This is a genomic window from Pseudomonas sp. NFPP07 (assembly GCF_900115645.1).
In the GTDB taxonomy this organism is placed as follows: domain Bacteria; phylum Pseudomonadota; class Gammaproteobacteria; order Pseudomonadales; family Pseudomonadaceae; genus Aquipseudomonas; species Aquipseudomonas chlororaphis.
Genome location: NZ_FOXG01000004.1, coordinates 463045 through 479162 on the forward strand (window position 1 = coordinate 463045; position 16118 = coordinate 479162).

The 16118-nt window shown below is 66.2% G+C and carries 7 protein-coding genes; 3 read left to right on the forward strand and 4 right to left on the reverse strand.

Features of this window, described 5'->3' with window-relative positions:
• Positions 1-14: 14 nt before the first annotated feature.
• The gene (locus BM019_RS13285) at positions 15-10556 is read right to left on the reverse strand and encodes an autotransporter-associated beta strand repeat-containing protein (protein ID WP_092418519.1); all 10542 of its coding nucleotides are present in this window, start codon (positions 10554-10556) and stop codon (positions 15-17) included.
• A gap of 537 nt (positions 10557-11093) precedes the next feature.
• On the opposite strand from BM019_RS13285, the gene BM019_RS13290 reads away from it, so the two are divergent.
• Complete coding sequence (locus tag BM019_RS13290) at positions 11094-12068, forward strand: nucleoside-specific channel-forming protein Tsx (RefSeq protein ID WP_085530399.1); 975 nt, start codon at positions 11094-11096, stop codon at positions 12066-12068.
• A gap of 23 nt (positions 12069-12091) precedes the next feature.
• Positions 12092-13135, forward strand: coding sequence for a purine-nucleoside phosphorylase (locus tag BM019_RS13295; protein ID WP_009043133.1), 1044 nt, complete (start codon positions 12092-12094; stop codon positions 13133-13135).
• A gap of 148 nt (positions 13136-13283) precedes the next feature.
• On the opposite strand, the gene BM019_RS13300 is transcribed toward BM019_RS13295, so the two are convergent.
• The 3 genes from BM019_RS13300 to BM019_RS13310 form a co-directional block, all read right to left on the reverse strand.
• Positions 13284-14240 carry a quinone oxidoreductase family protein gene (locus BM019_RS13300; protein WP_092418520.1) on the reverse strand — a complete coding sequence of 319 codons (957 nt, stop codon included), beginning with the start codon at positions 14238-14240 and terminating at the stop codon, positions 13284-13286.
• A gap of 43 nt (positions 14241-14283) precedes the next feature.
• A complete protein-coding gene (locus tag BM019_RS13305; protein ID WP_007930748.1) occupies positions 14284-14457 on the reverse strand; it encodes a DUF1427 family protein in 174 nt (57 codons plus the stop codon).
• Between the two features lie 401 nt (positions 14458-14858).
• Positions 14859-15638 (reverse strand): AraC family transcriptional regulator, encoded by a 780-nt coding sequence (locus BM019_RS13310; RefSeq protein WP_009043131.1) that lies wholly within the window; start codon positions 15636-15638, stop codon positions 14859-14861.
• 224 nt (positions 15639-15862) lie between these two features.
• Between BM019_RS13310 and BM019_RS13315 the strand changes: the two genes are divergently transcribed.
• The gene (locus BM019_RS13315) at positions 15863-16090 is read left to right on the forward strand and encodes a DUF6555 family protein (RefSeq protein WP_007930743.1); all 228 of its coding nucleotides are present in this window, start codon (positions 15863-15865) and stop codon (positions 16088-16090) included.
• Positions 16091-16118: the final 28 nt, after the last annotated feature.

Genomic DNA, 16118 nt, shown 5'->3' on the forward strand with positions numbered 1-16118 from the left:
AACCTCGGTGGGGATCAGAAACCGAGGGTGAAGCTGAGGGTCATGGCATGGTCGCGGTTGTCGTGGGACAGCTGGCCCGAGTAACCGACGCCCAGCTTGCCGGCGGGACTGATCTGGTAGTCCAGGCCGACCTCGACCAATGCACTGTCCTTGGCGATCGGTACGCCCTGGGTGGTGAACGAACCACCGCCCTCGATAAAGGTCAGGTCAGCATCGGGCTTGGTGTCGCCGTAGGCATGGCGCCAGCCCAGGGCGGCACGCGGAGTGATCTGCGAACCGTTGCCCAGGGTGATGCGCTTGCCGGCCCGCAGGCCCACGGTGGAGAACGTGATGTCCTGGCTCGACTTGGCGCTCAAGCGCCCGGCCCCGCCTTTTTCCCGGCCGGTATCGCTGTCGTAGTTGACGTAGGCCAGGCCGACGAACGGCTCCAGCGCTACGCCCGCCGCGTCCAGGGCATAACCGACCTCGCCGAACACCTGGGCACTGCGCGCGTCGTAGTTGGCTTTCAGGCGATCGTTGTAGCTGCCGACGCTGACGTTGCGCTTGGTGCTGATCCGGTGCCAGCTGTAGGCCGCGCCGAGACGGACTGCCAGGGCGTCATGCTGGGAGTTGAGGTAGGCCGCCAGGTGGGTACTGTTGATCGTGGCATCGGACTGGCGCCGTTGCGCGTCGATATCGCTGTGGGTGTAGCCGGCCGCGACCCCGCCGCGCCACTGCTCGCCAAGCTGGCGGTCGGTGCCGAGCATGAAGCCGGACAGGTTGCGATCCAGGCCCGCGGTGTTGCTGTCGCCTTCCATGTCGCCCCACGAGCCGAGCACCCGTAGCCAGCCGACCATCTCGTCCTGGTCCTGGCAGCCTTCGCGGCTCAGGCGGTTTTCCCCAGGCGCCAGGGTGCGCCGCAGTTCATCCTCCTCGGTACCGCAGCCGGGCTGGCGCATGCGGTCATTGAGGGCATCGCGCACATGGCGCGAGTCCTCGAGCAGCGAGCTGGCGGTGCTGGCGTGGATCTCGCCCGACAGGCTGTCGAACGCGGCGCGAGCCGAGGCTCGATCCAGGTTGACGACCTGGTCGCTGAGCACATCGCCCGCCGAACCTTCGGCGCCGCTGTAGCTCTCCAGCGCCCTGGCGACACCCCGCTGGTTAGGGGTGGCCGCCACTTCGGCGAAAGTGGTCTGGTTGCGACTGACCGCCAGGCCGACCTGGTTCGGGCCATACACCAGCGAGGTGTCGAGGAAGGCCAGGGACGGCAGGCTGGTGCTGCTGAAGGTACCGTTGACCCCACCACCGGCGGTGATCAGCGAGTAGGTGGTGTTGCCGGTGTAAGGCGCCAGGGAGCGCACTTGCAGGCCGCCGTCGAGAGTAGCGGTACCGCCCACGGCGAGCACGGTGCTGGTTGGCGAAGTCACGGTCAGGTCCAGCACACCGTCCGCGGCGTTGCTGAGGTTGCCCGCCACGCTCAGGGTCCCGGCAGTCCCGCCGGACTGGGTCAGGCCATGGTTGTCCAGCGACCCGACGCTGCCGTTGCCGCTCAGGGCGGCGCCATTGGCCACCGTGACCTGTCCGGCGAACACGCTCGGGGTGCTGCGATCGCCGACCTGCAACTCGCCCTGCTCGACCGCGACGGTGCCGCTGAACGGTTGGGTGCCGGTGAGCAGCAACAGGCCACTGCCCTGCTTGACCAGGCTGCCGGTGCCACTGAGCACGCCGTTGAAGCGCCCGGCGCGGTTCTGGCTGAACAACAGGCGCGCATTGTTGAGGATGCGGCCCTGCAGGCTGGTGGTGTTACCGGCCAGGGTGCCGCCGCTGACGGTGGTGCCGCCGGTATAGGTATTGGCGCCGGTCAGCAGCAGGGTGCCGGCGTCGAGCTTGTTGATCCCGCCTGTGCCGACCAGCGGCGCATCGATCTGCGCGGTCACGTCGGCGTTGACCCGCACCGCGGCCAGGGTGCCATCGGCGGCATTGGTCGGGCTCAGGCTGCCGCCCTCCCCGGCGACCAGGCTGTAGCCGGGGTCGAGGAACTGCAGGCCGGTGAAGCCCTGGTTGCCGACCACGGTGACCGTACCGCCCTGCCCGCCGAAGACCGCGAACTGATTATTGGAACCCAGGCTCTGGGTGCCGTTCGGGTCGGTCCAGTTGGTGCCCGGCCCCCAGGTGCCACTGCCACCGGTGATGCTGCCGTCGGCGGTGGTCTTGTCACCGTTCCAGAACTGCACCTCACCCGGTGTGCCCTGTACCAGCAGGTTGACCTGCTTGGCCAGCGCGGTCTGCAGCGTCAGGCTCGCAGGCAGCACACCCGCTGGCAGCGTGCCGTAGACCAGGCCGTTGTCGGTCAGGCTACCGCCGTAGCGGAACAGCTGGTAGATACCGACACCAAAACCGCCGCCGTTGGTGACGTTGAGGGTGCCATCGAGAGTCAGGTTGCCGGCCACATCGACCACCGTGGTCGAACTGCTGGCTTGCCCCAGGGTGAAGTCCAGCGTCGTCCCCGAGGCCAGGTTCAAGGCGCCCACCGACAACGGAGTGGCAGCGCCGCCAGCACTCAAGGTGGCGCCGCTGGCCAGTTGCAGGGTCCCGCCAATTTCTCCGCTGCCACCAATAGCCGCGCCGGAAGCGACATTCACCGTGGCACTGCTCAAGCTCCCGTCGACCCGCAACGAACCGGCTTGCACGTTGGTGGTGCCGGTGAAGCCGTTGCTGCCAGTCAGCAGCAGTTCGCCGGTGCCGCTTTTGGTCAGGGTGCCGCTACCGCTGAGGTTGCCGCTGTAGGTGCCGTCGCTGTTCTGGGCGAAGGTCAGCGCTGCGTTGTTGAGGATCGCGCCTTTGAGGCTGGAGGTATCGCCGGTGGTGGTGCCGCCATTGAGGGTGGTGCCGCCGGTGTAGCTGTTGGCGCCACTGAGCAGCAAGGCACCGCTGCCATTCTTGACCAGGCTGCCGCTGCCGCCGATGGCGCCGCTGAGGGTGGTGTCCTGGGTTCCGGCCAGGGTCAGCTGGGCGCCCAGGTTGATGGCGTTGGTCAGTTGCAAGGCCGTGCTGCTGTCGAGCTGGGCATTGCCGCCGACGCTCAAGGCGCCGCTGCCGATGGCCGCGTTGTTGCCCAGGGTCAGCTCGCCGCCATTGAGCTGAGTGCCGCCCTGATAACTATTGCTGCCGTCGAGGGTCAGGTTCGCCGCGCCGTTCTTGATCAGGCTGCCGCTGCCGCTGACCACGCCAGCCAGGGTCAGGTCGTTGGAGCCGGCCACATTCAACCCGCCGTTCAGCACTACCGTGTTGCCCAGGCTGACCGCGCCATTGCTGTCCAGGGTGGTGCCGTTAGCCGCGGTCAGCACGCCACTGCCCAGGGCACTGTTGTTGCCCACCACCAGGGTGCCGCCGTTCAGGGCGGTACCGCCGGTATAGCCATTGCTGCCGTTGAGCACCAGGGTGCCGCTGTCGAGCTTGGCCAGGGTGCCGGCGCCGTTGATGGCCACACCGATCGTGGCGGTGACGTTCGGGTCGACGCGGATCGCCGTATTGCCGGTGGCGCCATTGACCGCGTTCAGCGCACCGGAGGTGCCATCGATCAGGTTGTAGCCATCGGTGACGAACTGCATGCCGGTGATGCTTTGCGTGCCGTTGAGCGTGACGTTGCCGGCCGCGCCCTGGAACACCGCGAAGCTGTTGGCCCAGTTCTGATTGAGGGTGCCATCGACATTGGTCCAGTTGCTGGTGCCGCTGGCCCAGGTGCCGCTGCCGCCGTCGATGGCGCCGTTGCCGGTCAACTGCCCGCCGTCCCAGAACTGCACGAGGGTGTTGGGCGCGGTCACCAGCAGGTTGACCTGGCTGCCCACCGCGGTCTGCACCTGCAGGTCGCCCGGCACCACACTGCCCGGCACACTGCCGACCACCAGGCCGTTGTCGGTCAGGCTGCCGGTGTAGTTGATCAGGCGATACACGCCGCTGCCGAAGCCGCCGATATCGCTGACATTGAGCGTGCCGTCGAGGGTCAGGTTGCCGCCGACGTTGAGCAGCGAAGTCCCGCCACCCGCCACCGGCGTACCCAGGCCGACATCCAGGTTGGCGTTCGGCGCCAGCACCAGCGAACCCAGCGTCAGGGTGTTGCCGCTGCTGAGGCTCAGATGGCCGCCGTCGGCGACCGTTACCGCGCCGCTCAGGCTGCCGGTACCAGTCAGGGTACCGCTGTTGTTGACTGCCACATTGGCACTGGCCAGCGAACCGCTGACGTTCAGGGTGCCGGCATTGACGCTGGTATCGCCAGTCAGGGCGTTGCTGCCGCTCAAGGTCAGGGTGCCGCTACCGAGTTTGCTCAGCAGGCCGCTGCCGCTCAGGCTGCCGTCGAAGGTGCTGCTGAGGTTGTTGCCACCAATGCTCAGAGTGCTGCCCGCGCCCACCTGCGCCGTGCCGCTGCCGGTCAGGCTGGCGAGGCTGGCCGAACCACCGAGGTTGAGTTGGGTGCCGCTGGCCAGGTTGACCCCGGCGTCGTTGCCCAGCGCCGAGCCGCCCAGGGTGCTCAGGCTGCCGGCCGCGACGTTGAACTGGCCACTGAAGGTATTGCTGCCGCTGAGGAGCAGGTCGGCCGTGCCGTTCTTGGTCAAGGTGCCGCTGCCGGCCAGGGTGCCGGCCAGGGTCAGGTCGTTGCTGCCCGCCACGCTGAGCCCGGCATTGAGGTTGAGGTCGTTGGCCAGGATCAGCGGCGCGCTGTTGTCCAGGGTCGCATTGCCCGCCACTGTCAAGGCACCGCTGCCCAGGGCCGCCGCGCCGCCCAGGGTCAGGCTGCCAGCGTTCAGGGTGGTGCCGCCCTGGTAGGTGTTGACACCGTTGAGGGTCAGGTTGGCCGTGCCGTTTTTGCTCAACTCCCCGGTGCCGCTGATTACCCCGCCCAGGGTCAGGGCCTGGCTGCCGCCGACCGTCAGGTCAGCGTTCAATGCCAGGTTGTTGCCCAGGGTCAGGCCGGTATTGCTGTCCAGGGTGGAGGCGCCGGCCACCGTCAGGCTGCCCAGGCCCAAGGCCGCGGCATTGCCCAGAGTCAGGGTGCCGGCATTGAGGGTGGTGCCGCCGAGGAAACCGTTGGCGCCGCTAAGGGTCAGGTTGGCGCTGCCGTCCTTGCTCAGGCTGCCGGCACCGTTGATCGACCCGGCGAGGGTCAGGTCGGCGCTACCGCCGATGCCCAGGTTGCCGGCCAGGTTCACCGCGTTACTCACACTGACTGGGCTGCTGGCATCCAGGGTGGTGCCGGCAGCGGCGTTCAGCGCGCCACTGCCCAGCGCCGTGTTGGATGCCAGGATCAGGCCGCCGGCGTTCAACGCGGTCGGGCCCAGGTAGCTGTTATTGCCGCCCAGGGTCAGGTCGGCGCTACCGCTCTTGATCAGGCCGCCAGTGCCGCCGATGGCGCCGTTCAGGGCCAGGTCATTGCTGCCGGCGACCGTCAGGTTGCCGTTGAGGGTGACTGCGTTGGCCAGGTTGACCGCGGTGTTGCTGTCCAGGGTGGTGCCGGCGGCGACGGTCAGTTGGCCGCTGCCCAGCGCCGAGTCGTTGCCGACCACCAGGGTCCCGCCATTGAGCAAAGTGCCACCGCTGTAGGTGTTGGTGCCATTGAGCACCAGGGTGCCGGCGTCGAGCTTGGCCAGGGTGCCGCTGCCGTTGATGTCCACGCCGAGGGTCGCGGTGACACCCGGATCGACCCGCAGCGCGGTGTTGCCACCAGTGCCGTTGACCGCGGTCAGCGCACCGGCGGTGCCCGCCACCAGGTTGTAGCCGCTGGTGGTGAATTGCAGGCCGGTGAATGCCTGGGCGCCGTCGACGGTGACGGTACCCGCAGTGCCCTGGAAGATCCCGAAATCGCCAGCCCAGGCCTGGTTGAGCACGCCGTCGGACGATGTCCAGTTGCTGCCGGCGGTACTCCAGGTACCGCTGCCGCCATCGACGCTGCCATTGGCGATGGTCTGGCTGCCGTCCCAGAAGCGGATATTGACGTTCGGCGCAGACACCAGCACGTTGACCTGGTTGCCCACCGAGGTCTGTACCTGCAGGTCACCGAGGCTGAACCCCACGGGCACGCTATTGATGTCCAGCCCGAGGTCGACCAGGCTGCCGGTGTAGTTGATCAAGCGGTACACGCCCACGCCGAAGCCACCGGCGTCGGTGACATTCAGCTTGCCGTCGAGGGTCAGGTTGCCGCCGACATCGAGCAGCGAGGTGGTGGACGGTGCGCCAAGGCTGGCGTCGAGGTTGGCATTGCCACCGAGGACCAGCCCGCCCGTCGAAAGGGTGCTGCCCGAGCTCAAGGCCAGGTGACCGCCATCGGCCACGTTCAGCGTGCCCAGCAACGAGCCGCTGCCGGTCAGGGTCGCGCCGCTGGCGACGCCGACGTTGGCACTGCCCAGGGAGCCGCTGACATTCAGGGTGCCGCCGTTGACCTGGGTAGTGCCGGTGATGCCGTTGATCCCGGTGAGGTCGAGGGTGCCGCTGCCGACCTTGGTCAGGCCGCCGCTGCCGCCCAGGCTGCCGTCGAAGGTGCTGCTGGCACTGACGCCGCCGACGCTCAGGGTGGCGCCCGCGCCGATCTGTACCGCGCCGCTGCCGGTCAGGCTCGCCAGGCTGCTGTCGGCCCCCAGGTTGAGGCTGGCCCCAGCGCTGACGTTGGCGCCCGAGGTATTGCCCAGGGCGCCGGTGCTCAGGGTGCTGACGCTACCGGCATTGATGTCCAGGGCGCCGGTGAAGCTGTTGTTGCCCGACAGGCTCAGATCGCCCAGGCCGTTCTTGATCAGCGCCCCACCGCCGCTGACCACCCCGCCCAGGGTCAGGTTGTTGTTGCCGGCGAAGCTCAGGTCGGCGTTGAGCACGATGTCGTTGCCCAGGGTGAAAGCCGCGCTGTTGTCCAGGGTCGCCGCGCCACCCACGGTCAAGTCGCCGCTGCCCAATGCCGCGGCATTGCCCAGGGTCAGGGTACCGGCATTCAGACTGGTGCCGCCGGCATAGACGTTGACGCCGTTGAGCTGCAGCTCGCCCGCGCCATTCTTGACCAGTGCGCCGGTGCCGCTGACCACGCCGTCCAGGGTCAGGGCGTTGCTGCCGCCGAAGGTCAGGTTGGCATTGAGCGCCACGTCGTTGTTCAGGGTCACGGCGGTGTTGCTGTCCAGGGTCGCTGCGCCGCCGACGGTCAATGCACCGAGCCCCAGCGCCGCATCGGCGCCAACGGTCAAGGTGCCGGCATTCAAGGTGGTGCCGCCAAGGAAGCCATTGCTGCCGTTAAGCACCAGGTTGGCGCTGCCGTCCTTGACCAGGCTGCCGGCGCCGTTGACTGCGCCGGACAGCGTCAGGTCGGCGCTGCCAGCGATGTTCAGGGCACCGGCCAGGTTCACCTGGTTGCCCAGGGTGACGGCGGTATTGGCGTCCAGCGTAGTGCCCGCGGCCGCGTTCAGCGCACCGCCGCCAAGGGCGGTATTGGCGCCGACGATCAGCGTGCCGGCATTGAGTGCGGTATTGCCCAGGTAACCGTTGGCGCCATTGAGGGTCAGGTCGGCCGTGCCGTTCTTGATCAGCCCGCCGACGCCGTTGATCACCCCGCCCAGGGTCAGGTCCTGAGTGCCGCCGAGGGTCAGGTTGCCGCCCAGGTTGATGGCGTTGCCGAGGCTGACCGCGGCATTGGCATCGAGGGTGGTGCCGGCGGCGGCATTCAGCGCTCCGGTGCCCAGGGCGGTATTGGAACCGACGATCAGCGAGCCGGCATTCAGCGCGGTGGTGCCCTGGTAGCTGTTGTTGCCGCTCAGGGTCAGGCTCGAGGTGCCGTTCTTGATCAGCCCGCTGGTACCGTCTATGACTCCAGCCAGTGTCAGGGGATTACTCGCGTCCAGCGTCAGGTTGGCATCGAGGTGCACACCGTTGTTCAGGGTCAGCGCGCCGCTGCCGCTCAAGGTCCCGGCGCCGGCTACGGTCAGGTCGCCGCTGCCCAATGCCGCGCCATTGCCCAGGACCAGCCCCCCGGCATTGAGGGTGGTGCCGCCCTGGTAGGTATTGGCACCGTTGAGCGTGAGGCTGGCCGCACCATTCTTGATCAACCCGCTGGTGCCGCTGACCAGGCCATCCAGGGTCAGGGCGTTGCTGCCGGCCAGGGTCAGGTCGGCATTGAGCGTGACATCGTTGGCCAGGCCGATGCTGGCCGTATTGTCGAGGGTCGCCGCGCCGCCCACGGTCAGGGCGCCACTGCCCAGGGCATCGGCGTTGCCCAGGGTCAGGGTGCCGCCATTGAGGACGGTGCCGGCAAGAAAGGTGTTGGCGCCGTTGAGGATCAGGTTGGCCGCACCGTTCTTGGTCAGGCCGCCGCTGCCGCCGACCACGCCGTCCAGGGTCAGGTCGGCGCTGCCGCCGAGGCTCAGGTTGCCGGTGAGGTTCAGGGCATTGGCCAGGGTCACTGCAGTATTCGTATCCAGGGTGGTGCCGCTGGCGGTGTTCAGGGCGCCGAGACCCAGCGCCGTATTCGAACCGAGAATCAGCGAGCCGCTGTTGAGGGCGGTATCGCCCAGGTAGCCGTTGGCACCGTTCAGGGTCAGGGCCGCGGCCCCGTCCTTGATCAGTCCGCCCGCGCCGTTGATCGCCCCGCCCAGGGTCAGGTCCTGACTCCCGCCAAGGGTCAGGTCGCCGCTGAGGTTGATGGCATTGCCCAGGCTCACGGCCGCGCTGGCGTCCAGGGTGGTACCCGCGCCAGCGTTGAGGGCGCCTGTGCCCAGGGCGGTGCCGGAGCCCACCAGCAGCGTGCCGCCATTGAGCGAGGTGCCGCCCGAGTAGGTGTTGGTACCGCTCAGGGTCAGGTCGGCGCTACCGTTCTTGATCAGCCCGCCGGTGCCGGACAGCACGCCGCCCAGGGTCAGGGCATTGCTACCGAGGGTGGTCAGGTTGGCATTCAGGGTCACGGCATTGGCCAGATTCACCGCGGCGCTGCTGTCCAGGCTGGCGCTGCCACTCACGGTCAGTCCGCCGCTGCCCAGGGCACTGTCGTTGCTCACGCTGAGGGTGCCGGCGCTCAGGGTGGTGGTGCCGGAATACCCGCTGTTGATGCCACTGAGAAGCAGGCTGCCACTGCCGCTCTTGGTGATCCCGCCGCTGCCGCTGACCAGCCCCGCCAGGGTCAGGCTGCCGGCGCCGGTGGCGATCATGCTGTTGTTGAGGGTGACCAGGTTGTTCAGGGTGATGGTGCCGGGCGTCGACAGCGTGGCCGCGCCATCGATGCTCAGCGTGCCGCTGCCGAAGGCCAGGTTGTTGCCCAGTTGTACCGAGCCGGCGCTGATGCTGGTGTTGCCGCTGTAGGTGTTGGCCCCGTCGAGACTCAACTGGCCGGCGCCGCTCTTGGTCAGGCCGCCAGTACCGGAAATCACCCCGGCCAGGCTCAGGTCGTTGCCGCCCTGCACGGTCAGGCCGCCGGCGCCCAGGGTCACCAGATTGCTCAAGGCCAGGCCGCCGGAACTGGCCTGCAGAATCCCGCCATTGCTGGTCAGCACCCCGCTGCCGAAGGTACCGCTGTTATCGAACTGGGCGATGCCGCCGTTGAGGGTGGTGCTGCCGCTGACCATGGGCCCCTGCAAGGTCCAGGTACCGCTGTTGAGCGTGAGGTTGTTGAAGTTGATGTAATTGTCGCTCGACACCGTGCCACTGCCGGTGGTGCCACCACCAGGGCCGATGGTGTTCTGCAGGATCAGGGTGTTGGTGCCGCCCGCGCCGCCATCGACCTTGCCGGTGGGTGCGAAGGTCAGGTTGATCCCTGGCAGGCCGCCGAGGCCGAGGCTGATGTTGATCCCATCGCCGACGCCGACACTGGAACCGGTAACCGCAGTGAAGGTGTTGGTGCTGTTCACCCCCATCGACACCCCACCCTGGATGGTGCCGGTGTTGATGAAGGTATTGCCGCCGCTGGAGCTCTCGAAGGCGACCCGGCCCTCCAGCGTGCCGTTGTTGGTCATGTTCACCTGGGAACCGCCGTACACCGCCACCACCGGCGTGTCCGCCAGGGTCACGCTGAGCAGCGACAGGCCGGTCGAGGTGATGGTGCCGTTGTTGACGATGGTGGTGGTACCGCCAGTACCGTTGTTGATGTTCAGCGCGGCGCCGTCCAGGCTGCTCAGGTTCAGGCCGAGCAATTGCCCGGTACCGCGCATGATCCCGGTGACGGCGTTGGTGACGTTGACCACCCCCGCCGCGCCGTTGCCGATGAAGGCCCCGCCGCTCAGCACCGAGACCAGCCCCAGCAGCGCCGGATCGAGGGTCCCGGCGTTGTTCAGGGTGATGGTGCTGCCGGTCAGGTCCAGCACCTTGCCGCCCAGGGTCGCGTTCATTTGCGCGCCACTGTTGACGTTGACCGTCAGGCCATCGGTGGCGCTGGAAAAGTTGTTGAGGAACAGCGGCAGGCCCGGTACGCCGGTACAGGTCACCACGCTGCCGACGGTGGAACAGGTGGCCATGGCCGAAGGACTGACCAGGCTGAGCAGCAACCCGGCAAGCCCCAGGCGAACTGCCAAAGAAAGGGGGGAAAGATGATTGACTGCGTCCCTGACCTGAACTTTGTCCACGCTCAACTCCTTACTAAGGGGCCAAGCTGTTCATCCATGAATGCGTGTACTGCTCGCTCAGCAACGTCCTGAATCGATACGCACTGACTTCGAATACCTGACCGTGGCGAAAATTGCTCCGTGCCAGAAACGTAGACGAGCTTTGCGGGGGCAGAGACGAAACCGCAGGATTAAATAGCATTAATACTATGGTAAGAATTGACCGATAAAACTTCGTAAAAAGTTATCAACTCCTTATTTATCAATTAGTTAAAAAACAGCTTTTTTGTCAGATCAGATACATCCCCTCACAAGTGCCCACCTTATGCCCCACCCTCTTACCGCCCAGCGATTTCAGAAGTATCCGGTTTGATTTTCCGGATATTTCCTAACAAGGCAGTCAGTTTCTGCACCGATTTTTCATTTGTTTCAACCACCTGAGCGAAGTTGGTACAGCATATGCAAACGTTTGCGCGAACCCGTTGAGCCGACGATCAATACAAGTTCGCCTCAACCCGGCCAGCCATGGCTTTCCTACCGCATGAACAGGGAGTTTCAATGCATCGACCTCTTACACCTTCGGCCTCCTGTCGCACCCTGGCTGTTTCCCTGCTACTGACCGTCGTTACGGGAGTACTCAGCAGTGCTGCCCAGGCCCAGGAAAAAACCGTCGACCGCCAACAAAGCGTTGATGACTCGGCCCAGGGCGAAACCCTCAGCCCGGACGCCAATCCGCCCACAAAAGGTGCATACCTGTCGGACTGGTACAACCAGGACCTGACCCTGATCGGCAGCAAGGACATCAGTTTCGGCCCGCAGCCGGCCGACGATATCTACCTGGAATACGAGTACTTCGGCCGCAAGGGGCCGTTCGAGCTGTACGGCTACATCGACATCCCGAAGATCTTCAACATCGGCAACAGCCACGACAAAGGCGTGTGGGACCACGGCTCGCCGGTGTTCATGGAGCACGAGCCGCGGATCTCCATCGACTACCTGGCCGGACGCAGCCTGGCCATCGGCCCCTTTAAGGAGTGGTACGTGGCCTTCGACTGGATCTACGACCACGGCAGCAACAGCGCCAACCGCGCCAATACCCTGTACAGCGGCCTGGGCACCGACATCGACACCCATTCGCGGGTCAACCTGTCGGCCAACTTCTACGGGCGCTACCAGTGGGAAAACTACGGTGCCAGCAATGAATATTCCTGGGACGGCTACCGCGCCCAGCTCAAGTACATCGTACCCATCAGCAAGTTCGGCAACGGCGCGTCGCTGACCTATATCGGCTTCACCAACTTCGATTTCGGCTCGGACCTGCACAAGGACAACCCGGCCCGTACCGCCAACGCCACGGTATCCACCAACGTATTGCTGTATTCCTTCACCCACCTGCGGTTCACCCTGGTCGGCCGTTACTTCCACAACGGCGGCAACTGGCAGGACGGCAGCGAGCTGAATTTCGGCGATGGCGATTTCCGCGCCCGGTCCAACGGCTGGGGTTACTACGCCGGCATCGGTTACCAGTTCTGATCACTCAAGCAATGGAGGCTTTCATGCACGCGATAACCCGTCTTTCCCTTTCCGTGGGCCTGGCCTGCGGCGCCCTGCTCGCTTCGACGGCCTGGGCCGCCGAGGCCCCGGCGACCCCGATCAAACCCAAGGTGATGCTGATCACCATGTTCGCCCCCGAGGCCCAGCACTGGATCGAGCGCCTGGAACTGAAACAGGAAGTGCGCGTACCCGGCCTGTCGGCGGAGTACCCGGCGATCCGTTGCAATACCAGGGACGTCTGCCTGCTGGTCACCGGCATGGGCCAGACCAACGCCGCGGCCTCGACCCTGGCACTGGCGCTGTCGCCGAAATTCGACCTGCGCAAAAGCTACTTCCTGGTCGCCGGGATCGCCGGCATCAGCCCTAAACACGGGACCATCGGCACCACCGCCTGGGCCCATTACCTGGTGGAATTCGGTACCCAGTGGGAACTGGATTCGCGGGACGCGCCCAAGGACTGGCCGACCGGCTACCTGGGCATCAATACCAAAGGCCCGAACGAGAAACCGCCGCTGGACTACAAGACCGAAGTCTTCGAACTCAACCCGAAACTCCAGGCCAAGGCCTTCGCCCTGTCGCGTAGGGTAAGCCTGAGCGAAAGCAAGGAATCGGCGGCCTGGCGCCTCAAGTACCCGGCGGCCCCGGCCAACCAGCCGCCGGTGGTGACCCAGTGCGACACCCTGGCGGGCAACACCTGGTTCTCCGGTACGCGCCTGAGCGAGCGGGCCGAGGTCTGGACCCGCCTGCTGACCGACAACAAGGGCGAATACTGCACCACCCAGCAGGAAGACAACTCGACCTACGAGGCCCTGCTGCGCGCCAGCCGCGAAGGCCGGGTGGACGTGCAGCGGCTGGCGGTGGTCCGCGCCGGCTCCGACTTCGACCGCCCCGAGCCGGGCGGCAGCGAGGTCGACAACCTGCTCAAGTACGCCGACCAGGGCGGTTTTGTCCCGGCCCTGGAAAACCTCTATCGCACCGGCAACCCGCTGGTGCAGGACATCCTGAAGAACTGGTCGGCGTGGGAGAAAGGCGTGCCGGGGGCGTAAACCAACCTGTAGCCGCTGCCGCAGGCTGCGATAGGTCCGCAGGACCTCAGCGAACGCAAGATCGCCGCGCCCCTTCGGGGCAATCGCAGCCTTCGGCAGCGGCTACAACAAGCCACGCCAATCCTCTGACCCGCACAAGACCCCACCCTTACGGCAGCAAAATCACCTTCTCGCCACTGCCCTGATTGACCTCGTGATAACGCTCGACGCCCTGCTCCAGCGGCGATTCGAACAGCCCCTGCGGCAATGGCAACAGCCCCTCATCGAAGAACCGGCCGAACTGCTCGAGCATGGCCGCGCAGGCCTGCACGCCGTACAGCAACGAGTTGATCCCGACCACCGAACCGCCCTTGCGATACAGGCCCAGGGCCGGCAGTTGCACATGACCGTCCACCGGCGCGGCGATGATGGCGATGCGGCCGAACGGCGCCAGGGCCGCGACCGAGGCCGGTAGCCAGAAACCGGTGGTGTCGAAGATCACCTCGGCGCCGCCGGCGAACACCTCGTTGACCTGCGCCCCCAGGTCTTCCGGCTGGTCCAGTTGCAAGGTCTGGAACCCTTGTGCCTGCAAGGCCTTGACCTGTTCCGGGCGCCGCGCGGCGGCCAGCACCCTGGCCCCGCGAACCTTCGCCAGGGCCAGGGCGGCGCTGCCCACCGCCCCGCCGCCAATCACCAGCAACGTGGTGCCGGCGCTTACCCCGCTGCGTTCCAGGGCATCCCAGGCGGTGGTGTAAGGCACCCCCAGGCTGGCGGCCTGGGCGAAGCTCAACTGCGCCGGCTTGTGCGCCACGCCCTTGGCCGACAGCGCCACGTACTGGGCATGGGAGCCGTCCGCATAGAACCCCAGTTCCTTGCCGGTGCCCCAGACCTCCTGCCCCACCCACTCCTGCGGCCCCTCCACCACCACCCCGGCAAAGTCCCGCCCGGGAATGCGCGGCAAGGTGGTGTAGGGAAAACGCCCGAGCACATTTTTCACATCGCTGGGATTGAGGCCGGCGGCCTTGATCCGCACCAGTACCTGATCGGCGGCCGGCACCGGGGTCGGCACCTCGACGTAGTGCAGCGACGAGAGATCGCCGGTCTTGGAAAATTGCAGGGCGTGCATAAGCACCTCCATGAACAGGAATATATAAAAGAATCGAAAGGCCTCAGGACAACCAGTTGCTCACCAGCTGCCGGCCCATGGGCCACAGCTGTTCGCCGGCGAGCATGCCGAGCAGCCCGACCAGGGCGATGGCCGGCGGCGCCGGCGAGCGAAAATTCAGCGCGCCATAAAGCAGGCCGACGCCGAGACCGATGGCCAGGGAGATGAGGTAATGCATGACGAACTCCAGGCAGTGCGCCGCGCCTGGGCGGCGGCAAGTGGGCATGCCGGGAGTCTAGGGAACGCCGAACCGGGCAACCGGCCAAGCACTTCAGGATTTCGGCCAATCTGTGGGTATGAACGAGTAAGAGCGAAGCCTGGCTGCGATGGCCCCGACGTGGAATGTCTGGCATACCGCGTTATCGTTCATCGCGAGCAAGCTTCGCTCCTACGGGATTGCAGCGCCCACACACAATGGATGCCTGTACGCAAAGCCCCCGTAGCCGCTGCCGAGCCGCGCGAGGCTGCGATCGACTGCACAGCAGGCGCAAAACCTGAGAATGCAGTGGGTCTGGATAAACGCGGTGGCCCGGTCGCAGCCTCGCAGAGCTCGGCAGCGGCTACAGGGATGACAGGCACTCAGGCTCGGGCTTCCCCGGCCGCGTATTGCGACGGGGCCAGCCCCAGCTCGCGGCGGAACATGTCGCTGAAGCTGCCGGGGGAATACCCCAGCTCACGGGCGATGGTGCCGACCGGCACGCCCTGGATCAATTCGGCGGCGGCCGTGGCCAGTTGCACCTGGCGGCGCCACTCGGCGAAGCCCATGCCCAGGCCGTCCTTGAACAGCCGCGCCAGGGTGCGCACGCTGGCGCCCGCCGCCTCGGCGTGGCGTTCGAAGGGAATGTCCAGGGAAGGCGCGGCCATCACCGCCTGGCAGAGGCTGATCAGGCGCCGGTCGGAACTGTCCGGCAGGACGATCTTCAGCTGCGAGCGCCGGGCGCGCTTGAGCTCCAGCAGGGCCAGGCCCACCAGCGCGTCGTAGTACTCCGGCTGCGGCGCGCCGTCATGTTCCACCAGGCGCACGATCAACTCGCGCAGCAGGTTGTCCACCTGCAACACCTGCACCTGGCTGTCGAGGGTCGCCGCCAGGCACGGGCGCAGATAGATATTGCGCATCTGCAGGTCGGTGACCACGCGGATCCCGTGGGGCACGCCCGGCGGCAGCCACACCGCCCGTTGCGGCGGCACCACCAGCGCCTCGTTCGGCGTCTCGACCCACATCACCCCGCTCATGGCGTACAGCAGCTGCCCCCAGGCGTGTTCGTGGGGCTCGATGAACAGGCCGCGCGGATAGGTGCGCGCCAGGGGTTGCACCGGTACGTCGGTGTCGCTGAGGTCGGGAGGTGCGGCAAGGGCCATGGCCGGGCATCGTCGTCAAGCAAGGGGGGCCCATGGTAACCCCGTCGATCCGCCTGGAAAACCGCGAGAAAACATCCGAACGGGCGCCGCAGCGACAGGCAATAACCCGTTCGAATGCCTGCCCGACCACTGCCCGACCGCTGATACCCTTGCTCGACAATCCGAGTGAATTTTTCCCTGCCCGCGCGGGTCACTAAACCATCACAGGGAGGATTGATAGCTCTATGAACAACGCAAAACTTTTCGTCATCGAATACACCCTGCACGGCACCCCCAAGTCCTTCATCATCCGCTCGGAGAAGATGGACAACGCCGAGGCGTGGCACTGGGCAAGCTGCGACGCCGGTGTCGGCCGCATCGGCCGCTTTGGCCTGGAACGGGTGAAAAAGACCAGCAAGCCCCTGGCGGAAAAATTCGGTATCGAGAACGTCACCTGGCGACCGTCGACCTGAGCCAAGCGAGGTCGATGCCTTGCGGCGT

Excerpts from the sequence above, each read along its gene's own strand:
- BM019_RS13300 (WP_092418520.1), bottom strand. The coding sequence starts at position 14,240 with ATGCACGCCCTGCAATTTTCCAAGACCGGCGATCTCTCGTCGCTGCAC.
- BM019_RS13295 (WP_009043133.1), top strand. The coding sequence starts at position 12,092 with ATGCACGCGATAACCCGTCTTTCCCTTTCCGTGGGCCTGGCCTGCGGC.
- BM019_RS13310 (WP_009043131.1), bottom strand. The coding sequence starts at position 15,638 with ATGGCCCTTGCCGCACCTCCCGACCTCAGCGACACCGACGTACCGGTG.
- BM019_RS13305 (WP_007930748.1), bottom strand. The coding sequence starts at position 14,457 with ATGCATTACCTCATCTCCCTGGCCATCGGTCTCGGCGTCGGCCTGCTT.
- BM019_RS13290 (WP_085530399.1), top strand. The coding sequence starts at position 11,094 with ATGCATCGACCTCTTACACCTTCGGCCTCCTGTCGCACCCTGGCTGTT.
- BM019_RS13315 (WP_007930743.1), top strand. The coding sequence starts at position 15,863 with ATGAACAACGCAAAACTTTTCGTCATCGAATACACCCTGCACGGCACC.